Raw genomic sequence first — 15,992 nt, forward strand, 5'->3', positions numbered from 1 at the left:
GATTAAAAAATCACTAACATGACGATTGCCCCGCTGCCCACTCTCGGGTAAAGTCGCACCCCTTTATTTGGCCTGGGGGGCAATTATGTTCATTGGTTTTGACTACGGCACAGCAAACTGCTCAGTTGCCGTGATGCGGGATGATGCTCCCAACTTACTGGCACTGGAAAATAATGACGTCTATCTGCCCTCCATGTTGTGCGCGCCAACACGGGAAGCGGTCAGTGAATGCCTGCACCGCCACTGGCAGGTACCCACCGGTAGCGACGAAAATCAGCAGCTATTACGCCGGGCCATGGCATTCAATCGCGAAGAGGATATTCCGGTTGCCGCCGACAGTCTGACATTTGGCCTGTCTGCCCTCGCCCACTATATCGAAGACCCTGAAGACGTATACTTTGTAAAATCACCTAAATCCTTCCTGGGTGCCAATGGGCTGAAACCTCAGCAATTAGCGCTGTTTGAGGATTTGGTCTGCGCCATGATGTTCCATATCAAACGTCAGGCAGAATCCGTACTGGCATCAGAAATCAGTCAGACCGTAATTGGCCGTCCAGTCAACTTCCAAGGCTCTGGCGGTGAGGATGCTAACCGCCAGGCGGAAGGGATTTTACTGCGCGCCGCCCAACGCGCCGGTTTTCGCGATATTGCTTTCCAGTTTGAACCGGTCGCGGCAGGGCTGGATTTTGAAGCGACGCTGACAGAAGAAAAAACCGTACTCGTGGTGGATATCGGTGGTGGTACCACTGACTGCTCGGTGCTATTGATGGGGCCTAAATGGCAGGGGCTGGCAGACCGTCAACAAAGCCTGCTGGGTCACAGTGGTTGTCGCGTTGGTGGTAACGATCTGGATATTATGCTCGCGTTTAAACAACTGATGCCGCTGTTTGGCATGGGGGGCGAAACCGAAAAAGGGATTGCTCTGCCGTCACTGCCCTATTGGAATGCCGTTGCGACTAACGATGTTCCGGCACAGAGCGATTTCTACAGCACGGTTAACGGCCGCTTCCTGCGTGATTTGATTCGTGACGCGGCCAATCCACAGCAAGTAGAGCGCCTGCTGAAAGTGTATCAACAGCGCCTGAGTTATCGTTTAGTTCGGGCGGCGGAAGAGAGCAAAATCGCGCTATCCGAACAAGCACAAGTGGCGACTGCACTGAATTTTGTCGAGCCTGAGTTAGGCCAGACTATCAACCAGCAACAGCTTGCTGAAGCCATATCTCAGCCACTACAACGGATTCAGGAACAAGTCAGTTTGGCATTATCCACCAGCCATATCACTCCAGATGTCATCTATCTGACAGGCGGCAGTGCTCGCTCCCCGTTATTGCGAGCCGCTCTGCAACAGCAACTACCGGGTATCCCGCTAGTGGGTGGCAATGACTTCGGCTCAGTGACCGCCGGTTTGGCCCGTTGGGCGCAGACCCTGTATCGTTAATGCTATTTTGATTACCCACTGCGCAGTGGGTAATTAAGAAACAGATCACATCACTTAATCGAATATCAACCGCAACCAAACCCTATCAGTTTTGAATCCTAAAATTATAAAAACCAAAATCCCACATACCCTGACACTACTTCCATATTTCCTCCATTTTTATCCGGTAAATCCCCGCTAAACTAGTAACATATCAATACCCAATTGATTGCATCTATGTGCGCATAACAAAATAAACAAAAAGGACTCCCGCCATCATGAAAGCTCAATCCAAACGCACTTCCAGGGTACTGATGTTACTCGGGGCGGTGGTGGCGATTACTGTTGCTATATTTGCCTGGCGCTATTTTAGCGCGGCCGCCACCAACACCGCGCCAGGTGCGCAGCACACCGCTGGCGGGACGACAACAGCCCGCACCGGTGGCCGACGTAATATGCCCATGTCGCCGGTACAGGCGGCCACAGCCACCGAACAAGCCGTACCCCGTTATCTTACCGGCCTAGGTACCGTGATTGCCGCCAATACCGTCACCGTGACCAGCCGGGTCGATGGCCAATTAATGGCAATCCACTTTACTGAAGGGCAACAGGTCAACGCCGGTGACTTACTGGTGGAGATCGACCCGCGCCCTTATCAGGTACAACTGACCCAAGCACAGGGCCAACTGGCAAAGGATCAGGCCACGCTGGACAATGCCCGCCGTGATTTGGCCCGCTACCAAAAACTGGTGAAAACCGGGGTCATTTCACAACAAGAGCTCGATACTCAAGCCTCGTTAGTGCGCCAAAGTGAAGGCAGTGTTAAAGCCGATCAAGGCGCTATCGACAGTGCCAAACTGCAACTGACTTATAGCCGAATTACCGCCCCCATATCTGGCAAAGTGGGGCTAAAACAGGTCGATGTCGGTAATTACATTACCAGCGGTACCACAGCCCCCATAGTGGTGATCACTCAGACACATCCGGTTGATGTGGTCTTTACGCTGCCAGAAAGCGATATCCCCGCCATCATGCAAGCGCAGAAAAATGCGGCCAAAAATAACACTACCGTGCCAGTAGAAGCTTGGGATCGCACCAATAAACAGCGACTGGCACAGGGCTATTTGCTCAGTATTGATAACCAAATTGATACCACCACCGGCACCATTAAGCTGAAAGCACGCTTTGCCAATGACGATGACATCCTGTTCCCCAACCAGTTTGTTAACGCCCGTATCAAAGTAGATTTACTGCAAAATGCCGTGGTGGTGCCAACCGCCGCCGTACAAATGGGCAACGAAGGGAGCTTTGTCTGGACCCTAAATGATGAGAATAAAGTCAGTAAGCATCTGGTCACTACCGGTATTCAAGACAGCAAACAAGTGGTTATTAGCGCCGGCCTCAATGCAGGTCAACGCGTGGTCACTGACGGTATTGATCGCCTGACCGAAGGCTTACAGGTCGAAGTAGTAACACCACGGGCCGCAGCAGCAAACCAAACGGGTGTCGCAGAGAAAGCAGCCACGGGGGAGAAAGCCACACATCGGGGCACAAGAGCGGCGAGTAACACTGTTCCTGCGGAGAAATCCTGATGCAAGTGATGCCTCCAACACCTGGTGGCGGGCCGTCACGGCTGTTTATCCTACGCCCGGTTGCCACCACATTATTTATGATTGCCATTCTGCTGGCCGGGATTCTCGGCTACCGCGCACTGCCGGTTTCTGCCCTGCCGGAGGTTGATTACCCGACGATTCAGGTCGTGACACTCTATCCTGGGGCCAGCCCGGATGTGGTGACATCATCCATTACCGCGCCACTGGAGCGCCAGTTTGGCCAAATGTCCGGCCTCAAGCAGATGGCATCACAAAGTTCGGGTGGTGCGTCAGTGATTACGCTGCAATTCCAGCTTACCTTGCCACTGGATGTAGCAGAGCAAGAGGTGCAGGCTGCCATTAACTCCGCCACCAATCTACTGCCCAATGACCTACCTTATCCCCCGATTTACAGCAAAGTGAATCCGGCTGATCCGCCGATTATGACCTTGGCTGTGACCTCCACTGCCATCCCGATGACGCAAGTAGAAGATATGGTCGAAACCCGGATTGCGCAGAAAATATCGCAAGTCACCGGGGTCGGTCTGGTCACTATTTCCGGCGGACAGCGCCCCGCCGTGCGGGTGAAACTGAATGCCCCAGCGGTCGCCGCATTGGGGCTGGACAGCGAAACCATTCGTACTGCCATCAGCAATGCTAACGTCAATTCCGCCAAGGGTAGCCTCGATGGCCCCACCCGTTCGGTGACATTGTCGGCTAATGACCAGATGAAATCTGCCGAGGATTACCGTGATCTGATCATTGCATACCAAAATGGAGCGCCGATCCGCTTGCAGGATGTCGCCACCATTGAGCAGGGCGCGGAAAATAACAAACTGGCTGCGTGGGCCAATACCCAGCAGGCGATTGTGTTGAATATCCAGCGCCAGCCGGGGGTCAACGTCATTGCCACCGCAGACAGTATTCGCGAGATGCTGCCGGAGTTGATCAAAAGCTTGCCCAAGTCGGTTGATGTCAAGGTACTCACCGATCGTACCACCACCATCCGCGCCTCCGTCAGTGATGTGCAGTTTGAGTTATTGCTCGCCATTGTGCTGGTGGTGATGGTGATTTATCTGTTTCTGCGCAATGCCGCCGCCACCATTATCCCCAGTGTCGCAGTACCGCTATCACTGATTGGGACCTTTGCGGCGATGTATTTTCTCGGGTTTTCAATCAATAACCTGACGTTAATGGCGCTGACCATTGCCACCGGCTTTGTGGTCGATGACGCCATCGTGGTGATAGAGAATATCTCCCGTTATATCGAAAAAGGCGAGAGACCGCTGGATGCGGCACTAAAAGGGGCCGGTGAGATTGGCTTTACCATTATTTCACTCACCTTCTCATTAATTGCAGTGTTGATTCCGTTGCTGTTTATGGGCGATATCGTGGGCCGGCTGTTCCGCGAATTTGCCGTAACACTGGCGGTGGCGATCTTGATTTCAGCGGTAGTTTCGCTGACCCTGACCCCAATGATGTGCGCGCGGATGCTCAGTTATGAGTCACTGCGTAAGCAAAACCGCCTGTCACGCGCCAGTGAGAAGTTCTTTAACTGGGTGATCGCCCATTACGCCGTGGCACTAAAAAAAGTGCTTAATCATCAATGGATAACATTGGGCGTAGCGGTGAGCACACTGGTCCTGACGGTGCTGCTTTACCTGCTGATGCCGAAAGGTTTCTTCCCGTTGCAAGACAATGGTCTGATTCAAGGAACCCTGGAAGCACCGCAATCCGTTTCATTCAGTAATATGGCGGAACGCCAGCAACAAGTGGCCGCCATTATCCTTAAAGATCCAGCGGTAGAAAGCTTGACCTCATTTGTCGGCGTTGACGGTACCAATGCCACGCTGAACAATGGCCGGTTGCAGATTAACCTTAAACCACTTAACAGCCGTGACGATCGCATTCCACAGATCATTACCCGCTTACAGGAAAGCGTTACCGGCGTCCCGGGGATTAAACTTTACTTACAGCCGGTACAGGATCTGACCATTGATACGCAACTGAGCCGGACACAATATCAGTTCACCCTGCAAGCCACGACACTTGAGGAGTTGAGCACTTGGGTACCGAAGCTGGTTAGTCAGTTGCAGCAACAAGCTCCCTTCCAGGATGTCACCAGTGATTGGCAGGATCGAGGATTGGTGGCGTTTGTTAATGTCGATCGTGATAGCGCCAGCCGTTTAGGTATCACGATGGCGGCTATCGACAGCGCGCTATATAACGCCTTCGGTCAACGCCTGATTTCCACCATTTATACCCAAGCCAACCAATACCGCGTGGTGCTGGAACATGACGTGCAGGCCACGCCGGGGTTGGCGGCGTTTAACGATATCCGCCTGACCGGCAGCGACGGTAAAGGGGTGCCGCTGAGCAGTATTGCCACCATTGAGGAGCGCTTCGGGCCATTATCGATTAACCATTTGAATCAATTCCCGTCAGCCACTATCTCCTTCAATCTGGCGCCGGGATATTCCTTGGGTGAGGGGGTAAACGCGGTGACACAAGCTGAGCAGGCAATTCAGCTACCGGCGGATATCACCACCCGCTTCCAAGGCTCTACGCTGGCATTCCAGGCCGCACTCGGTAGTACGCTGTGGCTGATTATCGCCGCGATTGTGGCGATGTATATCGTGCTCGGCGTGTTATATGAAAGCTTTATTCATCCGGTCACTATCTTGTCAACTCTGCCCACCGCCGGTGTCGGTGCCTTGCTGGCGCTGATGCTGACCGGCAATGAGCTGGATGTGATTGCCATTATCGGCATTATTCTGCTGATCGGGATTGTGAAGAAGAATGCCATCATGATGATCGACTTTGCACTGGCCGCAGAACGGGATCAGGGGATGACCCCGTATGATGCTATCTATCAGGCGTGCTTGTTACGTTTCCGCCCCATTCTGATGACCACATTGGCAGCGCTGTTTGGTGCATTGCCATTAATGCTCAGTACCGGGGCCGGGGCCGAGCTACGCCAACCGCTGGGTGTGTGTATGGTCGGCGGGCTGATTGTCAGTCAGGTACTAACCCTGTTTACCACCCCGGTTATCTATCTGTTGTTCGATAAACTGGCACGCAACTCCCATGGCAAAAATCGCTATCGCCATCAGGATACTGACACACCTGAATTACCCCATGGGCAGGAGCAGCCGTGAAATTCTTCGCTCTGTTCATCCATCGCCCGGTGGCTACCACCCTGCTGACACTGGCTATCACCCTCAGCGGAATTATCGGTTTTAGCTTATTGCCGGTATCACCGCTGCCGCAGGTGGATTATCCGGTGATTTCGGTGAGTGCATCGATGCCAGGGGCCGATCCTGAGACCATGGCGTCCTCAATTGCCACACCGCTGGAACGCGCTCTGGGCAGAATTGCGGGCGTCAATGAAATGACCTCTACCAGTTCATTGGGCAGCACGCGGATCATTCTGCAATTTGATCTTAATCGAGATATCAACGGTGCGGCCCGTGATGTGCAGGCAGCGCTTAATGCCGCGCAAAGCTTGCTACCTACCGGCATGCCAAACCGCCCGACCTATCGCAAGATGAACCCGTCGGATGCACCCATCATGATAATGACGCTGACCTCGGATACCTTTACTCAAGGTCAGTTGTATGATTTTGCCTCTACCAAATTGGCGCAGAAAATTGCTCAAACCGAGGGGGTCAGTGATGTCTCGGTGGGAGGCAGTTCCCTGCCTGCGGTGCGGGTTGAATTGAACCCTGGTGCGCTGTTTAACCAAGGCGTTTCGCTGGATGCAGTGCGACAAGCAATCAGCGCCGCCAACGTCCGCCGCCCACAAGGCGCTATCGATTCCAGCCAACAGCACTGGCAGGTGCAGGCCAATGATGAGATCAAAACCGCAGAGGGTTATCGCCCGCTGGTAATTCATTACAACAATGGTTCAGCGGTACGGCTACAGGATGTCGCCACGGTGGTGGACTCAGTGCAAGATGTGCGTAACGCCGGGATGTCCGATGGCAAGCTGGCGGTGCTGTTAGTAATCAGCCGCGAGCCGGGGGCAAATATTATCGCCACCGTCGACCGGATCCGAGCAGAACTTCCGGCCCTGCGTGCCTCGATCCCCGCCTCAATTCAGTTGACTATTGCACAAGATCGCTCGCCGACCATTCGTGCTTCGTTAGATGAAGTGGAGCGCTCATTGATGATAGCCGTAGCTTTGGTGATTCTGGTGGTATTCCTGTTTCTGCGCTCCGGCCGTGCCACGCTTATTCCCGCGGTTGCCGTGCCGGTTTCGTTGATCGGAACATTTACCGCTATGTATCTGTGCGGTTTTAGCCTGAATAACTTGTCATTGATGGCATTGACCATCGCCACCGGCTTCGTAGTTGATGATGCCATTGTGGTGCTGGAGAATATTTCCCGCCATCTGGAAGCGGGGGTAAAACCAATGGCCGCCGCCCTGCGCGGGGTGCGCGAAGTGGGCTTTACCGTGTTGTCGATGAGTATTTCGCTGGTGGCCGTGTTTATTCCACTGCTGCTGATGGAAGGGTTACCGGGCCGTTTATTCCGCGAGTTTGCCATAACACTGTCGGTGGCTATCGGCATCTCACTGGTCATTTCCCTCACGTTGACGCCAATGATGTGCGCCCATTTGCTACGATCACACCCGGTTGGTCAGCAACCCCGGATTCGCGGGTTTGGTAAAATGCTGCTGTCTATTCAGCAAGGTTATGGTCGCTCACTCAATTGGGTACTGGGTCATACACGTTGGGTAATGGTGGTGCTGCTTTCCACTATCGCGCTCAATGTTTGGCTCTATATCAGTATCCCGAAAACCTTTTTCCCCGAGCAGGATACTGGCCGGATGATGGGCTTTATCCAAGCTGATCAAAGTATTTCGTTTCAGTCGATGCAGCAGAAGCTGAAGGATTTCATGAAGATAGTCAACGATGATCCGGCGGTCGACAATGTCACCGGCTTCACCGGTGGCTCACGCACGAATAGCGGGTCGATGTTTATCTCGCTCAAACCCTTGAGTGAGCGCAGTGAGAGCGCTCAGCAAATTATCACTCGTCTGCGTGCCAAACTAGCCAAAGAACCGGGGGCGAGCCTGTTCCTTGCACCAGTGCAGGACATTCGCGTCGGTGGCCGTCAAGCCAACGCCAGTTATCAATTTACGCTGTTAGCTGACGATTTAGCCGCACTACGTGAATGGGAACCCAAAGTCCGCGCCGCGCTGGCTAAATTGCCGGAGCTGGCAGATGTTAACTCTGACCAGCAGGATAAAGGCTCGGAGATGGCACTGACTTACGATCGCGAGACCATGGCGCGCTTGGGGATTGATGTGTCCACAGCCAATGCCCTGTTAAACAACGCCTTTGGTCAACGGCAGATCTCCACCATTTATCAACCGTTGAACCAATACAAAGTGGTGATGGAAGTCGCCCCCCAATACACTCAGGATGTCAGTTCGCTCGATAAGATGTTTGTGATTAATAGTAGCGGTCAGTCAATTCCATTGTCTTATTTCGCCAAGTGGCAACCGGCCAATGCGCCACTGTCGGTTAATCATCAAGGCTTATCCGCCGCCTCGACCATCTCATTTAACTTACCGGAAGGCGGCAGTTTATCTGAAGCAACCGCCGCCGTTGAGCGGGTAATGACGGAACTTGGGGTGCCTGCCACCGTGCGCGGCACCTTTACTGGTACCGCACAGGTATTCCAGGAAACACTGAAATCGCAGTTGTGGCTGATTATGGCCGCTATCGCTACGGTGTATATCGTGCTCGGGATGTTGTATGAGAGCTATGTTCATCCACTGACCATTCTGTCCACACTGCCCTCTGCTGGGGTGGGCGCGCTACTGGCGCTAGAACTGTTCGACGCCCCCTTTAGCCTGATCGCACTTATTGGCATTATGCTATTGATTGGTATCGTGAAAAAGAACGCCATTATGATGGTGGACTTTGCCCTCGACGCGCAACGTAATGGCAATCTCAGCGCCCGCGATGCTATTTTTCAGGCCAGTTTATTGCGCTTTCGGCCGATTCTAATGACCACATTGGCCGCCTTGTTCGGGGCGCTGCCACTGGTGCTAAGCAGTGGTGATGGGGCAGAGTTACGTCAACCACTGGGGATAACCATTGTCGGTGGGCTGGTAATGAGCCAATTGCTAACACTGTATACCACACCGGTGGTTTACCTCTATTTTGACCGATTACGTAGCCGCTTTAGTAAGCAGCCGCTAATGAAGCTGGAATAGCCTATGGCGATATATCCAGGCGGCAAGCGAAAGAGTCCCGATGAGCTGACTTATATTTTAAGGTCAAAACCCGTAAGTGATTCGGGTAAGCGAATGCAGTCAACACAGCAGCAGGTTGAAAGATGACGAGTATACGCTGGCAACTGTGGATCGTTGCCTTCGGTTTCTTTATGCAGACGCTGGATACCACCATCGTCAATACCGCCCTGCCCTCGATTGCGGCCAGTTTGGGTGAGAACCCATTGCGTATGCAATCGGTCATTGTGTCGTATGTGTTGACGGTGGCGGTGATGCTGCCCGCTAGCGGGTGGTTGGCTGATCGTGTCGGGGTTAAGTGGGTATTTTTCTCAGCAATCATTCTGTTTACCCTTGGTTCACTGATGTGCGCGCAATCTGAAACCCTGAATGAGCTTATCGCCTCTCGCGTGATTCAAGGGGTCGGTGGCGCAATGATGGTACCCGTGGGCCGCCTGACGGTGATGAAGATCGTGCCACGCGAACAATATATGTCGGCGATGGCCTTTGTCACCCTACCCGGCCAGATTGGGCCATTGGTTGGCCCGGCGCTGGGGGGATTTCTGGTGGAATACGCCAGTTGGCACTGGATCTTCTTGATCAACCTGCCGGTGGGGGTGATTGGCGCGTTAGCTACTCTGCTGCTGATGCCTAACTACACCATGCGTACCCGTCGCTTTGATATCAGCGGCTTTATCATGCTGGCTATCGGCATGGCAACCCTAACACTGGCGTTAGATGGCCATAAAGGGCTGGGTTTGCCACCGCTGGCAATTGCGGGTTTAGTCTTGTCTGGGATGTTGGCTCTGGCCGGATATTGGTGGCATGCCCGAGGTAATAACGCTGCGCTATTTTCACTGAGATTGTTCAAAAACAAATCCTATGCCCTTGGCCTGACTGCAAGTATGACTGCGCGCATTGGCAGTGGCATGCTGCCCTTTATGACCCCGATTTTCCTGCAAATCGGGCTGGGATTCACGCCGTTCCATGCAGGTTTAATGATGATCCCGATGATTATCGGCAGTATGGGCATGAAGCGAATTATCGTGCAGGTGGTTAACCGCTTCGGCTATCGGCAAGTATTGGTCAGCGCGACATTGCTGCTGGCGGTGGTTAGTCTGAGCTTCCCGCTGGTGGCACTGATGGGCTGGCTATGGCTACTGCCGGTGGTGCTATTTTTCCAGGGAATGGTTAACGCACTGCGCTTCTCCACCATGAATACCTTAACCTTGAAAGATTTACCAAACCGCCTTGCCAGTAGCGGCAATAGCTTGCTGTCGATGGTGATGCAACTCTCCATGAGTCTGGGGGTCAGTACCGCCGGGATATTGTTGGGCATGTTTGCACATAATCAGGTGGTAACCAATACCCCGGCAACCCACAGCGCGTTCTTGTACAGCTATATGTGTATGGCCATTATTATTGCTCTGCCCGCCCTGATATTTAATCGCGTGCCGCCGGATACCGGCACCAATCGTAATCTGGCCCGCCAACCCATTAAACCGGCCAACCGATAGAACAGGTGAAAACATAATGAGAATCGGCATTACCGGAAAACTGTTTATGGCAATATTTGCTACCTGCATGCTGGTGTTGATCACCATGCACTGGGGGGTTAGAGCCAGCTTCGAGCGCGGATTCATTGATTACATCAAACAAAGCAATGAACAACGTATCGCCATGTTGGGAGACGCGCTTGAGGTGCAATATCAGCGTTACGGTAACTGGGATTTCCTGCGTAATAATGATCAGGTGATTTATCAGATCATGCGCTCTTTCGAGCAGAGCGGTGATAACAGCCGCAATCTGCCGCCACGAGGCTGGCGCGCTCAGTTCTGGGTGGTCGATAATCACAATAATCTACTGGTCGGGCACACCGGTCAGGTGCCGAAAGAAGCTAGCCGTCGCGCCATCAAGGTGAATAAAAACGTGGTGGGCTGGGTGATGTCCACACCCCCCGAAAAACTGACGCGTAATGCAGATATTAACTTTGACCAGCAACAGCGCCGCACCAGTTGGATTATTGTCGGCTTATCAACCCTGCTGGCGGCAGCGGTGACCTGGGTTTTATCGCGCGGGATGTTGGCACCGGTAAAACGGTTAGTGGAAGGCACTCACCGCTTAGCTGCCGGTGATTTCAGCACTCGAGTGGCAGTCAGTAGCCGTGACGAACTGGGCCGTTTGGCACAAGATTTTAACCAACTTGCCAGTTCGTTGGAGAAAAATGAGCAAATGCGGCGCGACTTTATGGCCGATGTCTCGCATGAATTACGCACGCCACTGGCGGTATTGCGCGGCGAGTTGGAGGCGCTACAGGATGGTGTGCGCCAACCAACACCTGAATCCTTGATCTCACTGCAAGCCGAGGTAGGAATTCTGACCAAACTGGTCAACGACCTGCATCAGTTATCGCTCTCAGATCGTGGTGCACTGGCCTACCGTAAAACCCAACTGGATGCCGTGCGTCTGTTACAAATCGCTATCGCCAGCTTCCATGGTCGTTTCCAAAGTAAAAATATCACCATTACCGCCCATCTGCCTGAACAGGCAATAATGTTCGGCGACCCCGACCGATTGAATCAGCTATTTCATAATTTACTGGAAAACAGTCTGCGTTATACCAATGAAGGCGGGCAGCTTGAGATTATCGCACTGCCAGAAGAAGAAGCATTAACCCTACACTGGCAGGACAGTAAACCGGGCCTTAGTGATGAACAGCTACAACGTATTTTTGAGCGTTTTTATCGCACCGAAAGCTCACGTAACCGCGCAAGCGGCGGCTCAGGACTAGGGCTGGCGATATGCCACAATATTGTCGAGGCCCACGGTGGCAAAATCAGCGCCGAACATTCACCTTTGGGTGGCCTGCGGATTACGGTAGTATTTCCGCTATTCCATTCCATAGGGTAATTCATTGTAATGCACGAGCCGCTTCAGTCTGCCAGCCAATCTGGCTCCGTATTGATTGTTGAAGATGAACCGAAGCTCGGCCAGTTATTGGTCGATTACCTGCAAGCTGCGGGTTATCAGACCCAATGGCTCACCAGGGGTGACGAGGTAGTGGCGGCAGTCCGTCAGTCGCCACCGGCCATTATTTTGCTGGATTTAATGTTACCCGGTAGCGATGGCATTACCATTTGCCGAGAAATTCGCCGTTTCTCTGATGTGCCGATTATGATGGTGACGGCAAAAACCGAAGAGATTGATCGATTACTGGGGCTGGAGATCGGTGCTGACGACTATATCTGCAAACCCTATAGCCCGCGGGAAGTGGTGGCGCGGGTCAAAACCATTCTGCGCCGCTGCCGACCGCTACCGCAGCAGCCAAGTGATACGGTGCCACTGCTGATTGATGAATCCCGCTTTCAGGCCAGTTATCTGGGCCATCAGTTGGAATTGACCCCGGCAGAATTTCGTCTGCTGAAAATACTGGCAACCCAACCAGGCCATGTGTTTAGCCGTGAGCAACTGCTGAATAATCTGTATGACGATTACCGCGTGGTGACGGATCGCACTATCGATAGCCATATCAAAAATCTCCGGCGCAAGCTGGAATCACTCGATGGCAAGAAGCCATTTATCCGTGCAGTGTACGGTATGGGGTATCGCTGGGAAGCAGAGATATGTCGTTTACTGTAATGCCGTCTTTGCCAAAGGTGCGTTATGTTGGTGGTGCATGGCGCATTGACCTGACATCCGGTCAACGTTGACTACACTCATTAGAGGTATCACAACCAACAGGAGAACCACTATGACCATGGGTTACTATGAGCTTAATAAGGCAAAGAATGGGCAGCACTATTTCAATCTAAAAGCCAGCAATGGCGAAACTATTCTCTCCAGTGAGATGTACGCCAGTAAGGCTTCGGCTGAAAACGGCATATCATCAGTGCAAAGTAACTCCCCACTGGAAAGCCAATATGAGCTGAAGCACAACGTCAAAAATGAACCTTATTTCGTTTTGAAAGCGAAAAACCATCAGGTTATTGGCGTCAGTGAATCCTACAGTTCTGACGCTGCTGCCAAAAAAGGCATTGCCTCCGTAATAAAAAATGGCCCGACCACCATAATTAAAGATTTGACGCTGTAATTTTTATTTATCTGATAGCGCTATTTTACCTACATTCGTTGCTTAAACGTACCTGCGCGGGGCGAGTGACCGCGCATCTCATTTCAAACGTTTCTGATCTTCGGTTACCGCTGCAAACTCTTTCTCCAGCATTTTTTTCAATACCTGCTGGTTACGTGGTAATAAACCTATTTTCAAACCAAAAGGCCGAAAAACACGCCCAAGCACAGATAACGTCTGGCCCCCTTTATCCGTTTCAATATCAGACAGAGTACGTCGGCTGATATTAACCAAAGATGAAAACTCGTCCTGAGACATGGTTAGCATCTCTTTTCTAAGTTTGCGCAGTAATTCCCCTGTAGATATCTGTTCACTAAATAGCTGGCTTAGTAACAGCAGCAACAAGTTCTCACGCTCTTGCGGTGAAAGTTTCACTTTCATAAATGTGCCCAGCGTTGTAATTTTTCATCCAAATAATCAAAAGCCATTCCCGGCATATTAAGAATGCTGTCCGGTACTCCTCGCATTTTAAGACGAGCCTTCAAACCTATTAGATTTTCAGCCATTTGCTGGAATGCCAAAAAGACACGGTCAGGGTCAGGGTCAGCAAGATCAGATAACTCAGTAATAATGCCCTTCCAGTCAAAATTCCCTCCCTCTTCATAGGGCGAGCCCCATTGAGTCACTCTGGGAATACCTTTAGGATCTGCTTTCATCGGGGCAAAATTATAGATAGGCGAGAGCCAGATCCCCTCAGGCCGTTTAATTAATGCAGTATTGCGGCATCATGCCAAAGACCGTGATTGAAGATCTGTATCGTTAGTTTAGCCACCAACACCTCTTGAGCAAAAAACTGCTCATAAAAAGAATAAATCAGCATTTATGTGCAAAAAACTGCTCAATTAACGGATTATTTCCTTAGGCTCTAAGACATTAAAATCCGCTTAAACTGATCCAGATCATTTAAACCCTACAAAAATTGTGCAATGGCTGATTTTCATGATTGGCGAGGTTACAATCCCCGGCTTTTAACCACCCCTTCGGGCGTGGTTCTGACTTGAACTCAGACTGAGAGCCACTTATATGTCTTCATCTATTCCTTTTACCCCGGAATTATTATCGCCTGCCGGTACCCTTAAAAACATGCGTTATGCCTTTGCTTATGGGGCGGATGCGGTTTACGCCGGCCAACCGCGTTATAGCCTGCGGGTGCGTAATAATGAATTTAATCACGAGAACCTGGCATTAGGTATTCAGGAAGCGCATGCCCTCGGTAAGCGCTTCTATGTGGTCGTGAATATTGCCCCCCACAACTCCAAACTGAAAACCTTTCTGCGTGATTTAAAACCGGTGATCGATATGGGGCCGGATGCACTGATTATGTCGGATCCCGGCTTGATCATGATGGTACGTGAGGCATTCCCGCAGATGGATATTCATCTGTCAGTACAAGCTAACGCCGTCAACTGGGCTACCGTCAAATTTTGGCAACAGATGGGTTTGACCCGCGTTATTCTCTCCCGCGAGTTATCACTGGAAGAAATTGCAGAAATACGCGCACAAGTTCCTGATATGGAGCTGGAGATTTTTGTCCACGGCGCACTGTGCATGGCCTATTCCGGCCGTTGCCTGCTATCTGGTTATATCAATAAACGCGACCCGAATCAGGGAACCTGCACCAATGCCTGCCGCTGGGAATATAATGTTCAGGAAGGCAAAGAAGATGAAATCGGCAACATCGTGCATATTCACCAACCGATTGCGGTAAAGAATATCGAGCCAACACTGGGTATCGGTGCACCGACCGATAAAGTGTTTATGATTGAGGAAGCACAGCGCCCTGGTGAGTACATGACCGCCACCGAAGATGAGCACGGCACTTACATCATGAACTCAAAAGACCTACGCGCTATTCAACATGTGGAACGCCTGACGCAATTAGGTGTGCATTCACTGAAAATTGAGGGTCGGACTAAATCCTTCTACTATTGCGCCCGTACCGCACAGGTTTACCGCCGTGCTATCGATGATGCCGTTGCGGGTAAACCTTTTGATCCAACCTTGTTGACCACACTGGAAGGCTTGGCTCACCGGGGTTATACCGAAGGCTTCCTGCGCCGTCATGTGCATGAAGAGCAACAAACTTACGATTACGGCTATTCAGTTTCTGAGCGCCAGCAATTTGTCGGTGAGTTTACCGGAGTGCGTCGTGACGGCTTGGCTGAAGTGGTGGTCAAAAACAAATTCTCGGTTGGTGATAGTGTTGAGCTGATGACACCAAACGGCAATATCCAGTTTATTCTCGACAGCATGCAAGATAAAAAAGGTCAGCCGGCAGATATTGCACCGGGTAATGGTCATATCATGTATTTGCCCATCCCCGCGGACATTAACGTGGAATATGGCTTACTGGTACGTAATCTAAATGGGACAAATAGCCGAAACCCCCATGACAAAGCGTAACGTAAAGCGATAAAAAAATAATGCCATCGCCAAGATGGCATTTTTAGCAAATATTAGAAATGGATCACATCAATTATAATTACGCTGGGGTAGCATAGCTCGAGTACAATCAAGAACTAAAAAAGTTTTACAGCAAGACTAGGAACCACCTCCTTGGCTAGCCCAATCTCCCTTGGGCTGGCCTTTTCTTTTTACGGCCCTATCCAT

Annotated in this window: 11 protein-coding genes; 9 read left to right on the forward strand and 2 right to left on the reverse strand. The window is 51.6% G+C overall.

What is annotated here, in order from left to right:
* The first annotated feature begins 85 nt into the window (after positions 1–85).
* The 8 genes from yegD to V1952_RS05890 all read left to right on the forward strand — a co-directional run bounded on the left by yegD (position 86) and on the right by V1952_RS05890 (position 13,343).
* Positions 86–1,438 (forward strand): molecular chaperone, encoded by a 1,353-nt coding sequence (gene yegD / locus V1952_RS05855; protein WP_372559636.1) that lies wholly within the window; start codon positions 86–88, stop codon positions 1,436–1,438.
* 257 nt (positions 1,439–1,695) lie between these two features.
* Positions 1,696–3,009: an MdtA/MuxA family multidrug efflux RND transporter periplasmic adaptor subunit gene (locus V1952_RS05860; RefSeq protein WP_420074448.1), complete on the forward strand. Its 1,314-nt coding sequence runs from the start codon at positions 1,696–1,698 to the stop codon at positions 3,007–3,009.
* On the forward strand, positions 3,009–6,167 hold the full coding sequence (locus V1952_RS05865) for an MdtB/MuxB family multidrug efflux RND transporter permease subunit (protein ID WP_083163259.1): 3,159 nt from the start codon (positions 3,009–3,011) through the stop codon (positions 6,165–6,167). The genes V1952_RS05860 and V1952_RS05865 overlap by 1 nt, the downstream gene beginning before the upstream one ends.
* Positions 6,164–9,238 carry a multidrug efflux RND transporter permease subunit MdtC gene (gene mdtC, locus V1952_RS05870; RefSeq protein ID WP_420074449.1) on the forward strand — a complete coding sequence of 1,025 codons (3,075 nt, stop codon included), beginning with the start codon at positions 6,164–6,166 and terminating at the stop codon, positions 9,236–9,238. Before V1952_RS05865 ends, mdtC begins: the two co-directional genes overlap by 4 nt.
* Positions 9,239–9,360: 122 nt before the next feature.
* Complete coding sequence (locus tag V1952_RS05875; protein WP_420074450.1) at positions 9,361–10,770, forward strand: MFS transporter; 1,410 nt, start codon at positions 9,361–9,363, stop codon at positions 10,768–10,770.
* Positions 10,771–10,786: 16 nt separating this feature from the next.
* The gene (gene baeS, locus V1952_RS05880) at positions 10,787–12,163 is read left to right on the forward strand and encodes a two-component system sensor histidine kinase BaeS (protein WP_372559641.1); all 1,377 of its coding nucleotides are present in this window, start codon (positions 10,787–10,789) and stop codon (positions 12,161–12,163) included.
* A gap of 9 nt (positions 12,164–12,172) precedes the next feature.
* Entirely contained in the window at positions 12,173–12,892 is a 720-nt protein-coding gene (gene baeR, locus V1952_RS05885; protein WP_083163251.1) for a two-component system response regulator BaeR, read from the forward strand.
* Positions 12,893–13,004: 112 nt separating this feature from the next.
* A complete protein-coding gene (locus V1952_RS05890; RefSeq protein ID WP_372559642.1) occupies positions 13,005–13,343 on the forward strand; it encodes a YegP family protein in 339 nt (112 codons plus the stop codon).
* A gap of 78 nt (positions 13,344–13,421) precedes the next feature.
* Here the strand turns inward: V1952_RS05890 and V1952_RS05895 are convergent, their stop codons facing one another.
* Positions 13,422–13,763, reverse strand: a complete 342-nt coding sequence (locus V1952_RS05895; RefSeq protein ID WP_372559643.1) for a helix-turn-helix transcriptional regulator — start codon at positions 13,761–13,763, stop codon at positions 13,422–13,424.
* Positions 13,760–14,038: a hypothetical protein gene (locus tag V1952_RS05900; protein WP_420074451.1), complete on the reverse strand. Its 279-nt coding sequence runs from the start codon at positions 14,036–14,038 to the stop codon at positions 13,760–13,762. Before V1952_RS05900 ends, V1952_RS05895 begins: the two co-directional genes overlap by 4 nt.
* Positions 14,039–14,405: 367 nt before the next feature.
* Between V1952_RS05900 and yegQ the strand changes: the two genes are divergently transcribed.
* Positions 14,406–15,785, forward strand: a complete 1,380-nt coding sequence (gene yegQ, locus V1952_RS05905; protein WP_420074452.1) for a tRNA 5-hydroxyuridine modification protein YegQ — start codon at positions 14,406–14,408, stop codon at positions 15,783–15,785.
* The last annotated feature ends 207 nt before the right edge of the window (positions 15,786–15,992 follow it).

This window comes from Yersinia sp. 2542 StPb PI (assembly GCF_048593855.1).
Lineage (GTDB): Bacteria > Pseudomonadota > Gammaproteobacteria > Enterobacterales > Enterobacteriaceae > Yersinia > Yersinia enterocolitica_E.

Coding starts and splice junctions, on each gene's coding strand:
- baeR (WP_083163251.1), top strand. CDS start 12,173: ATGCACGAGCCGCTTCAGTCTGCCAGCCAATCTGGCTCCGTATTGATT.
- V1952_RS05865 (WP_083163259.1), top strand. CDS start 3,009: ATGCAAGTGATGCCTCCAACACCTGGTGGCGGGCCGTCACGGCTGTTT.
- V1952_RS05900 (WP_420074451.1), bottom strand. CDS start 14,038: ATGAAAGCAGATCCTAAAGGTATTCCCAGAGTGACTCAATGGGGCTCG.
- baeS (WP_372559641.1), top strand. CDS start 10,787: ATGAGAATCGGCATTACCGGAAAACTGTTTATGGCAATATTTGCTACC.
- yegD (WP_372559636.1), top strand. CDS start 86: ATGTTCATTGGTTTTGACTACGGCACAGCAAACTGCTCAGTTGCCGTG.
- V1952_RS05860 (WP_420074448.1), top strand. CDS start 1,696: ATGAAAGCTCAATCCAAACGCACTTCCAGGGTACTGATGTTACTCGGG.
- V1952_RS05890 (WP_372559642.1), top strand. CDS start 13,005: ATGACCATGGGTTACTATGAGCTTAATAAGGCAAAGAATGGGCAGCAC.
- V1952_RS05875 (WP_420074450.1), top strand. CDS start 9,361: ATGACGAGTATACGCTGGCAACTGTGGATCGTTGCCTTCGGTTTCTTT.
- V1952_RS05895 (WP_372559643.1), bottom strand. CDS start 13,763: ATGAAAGTGAAACTTTCACCGCAAGAGCGTGAGAACTTGTTGCTGCTG.
- yegQ (WP_420074452.1), top strand. CDS start 14,406: ATGTCTTCATCTATTCCTTTTACCCCGGAATTATTATCGCCTGCCGGT.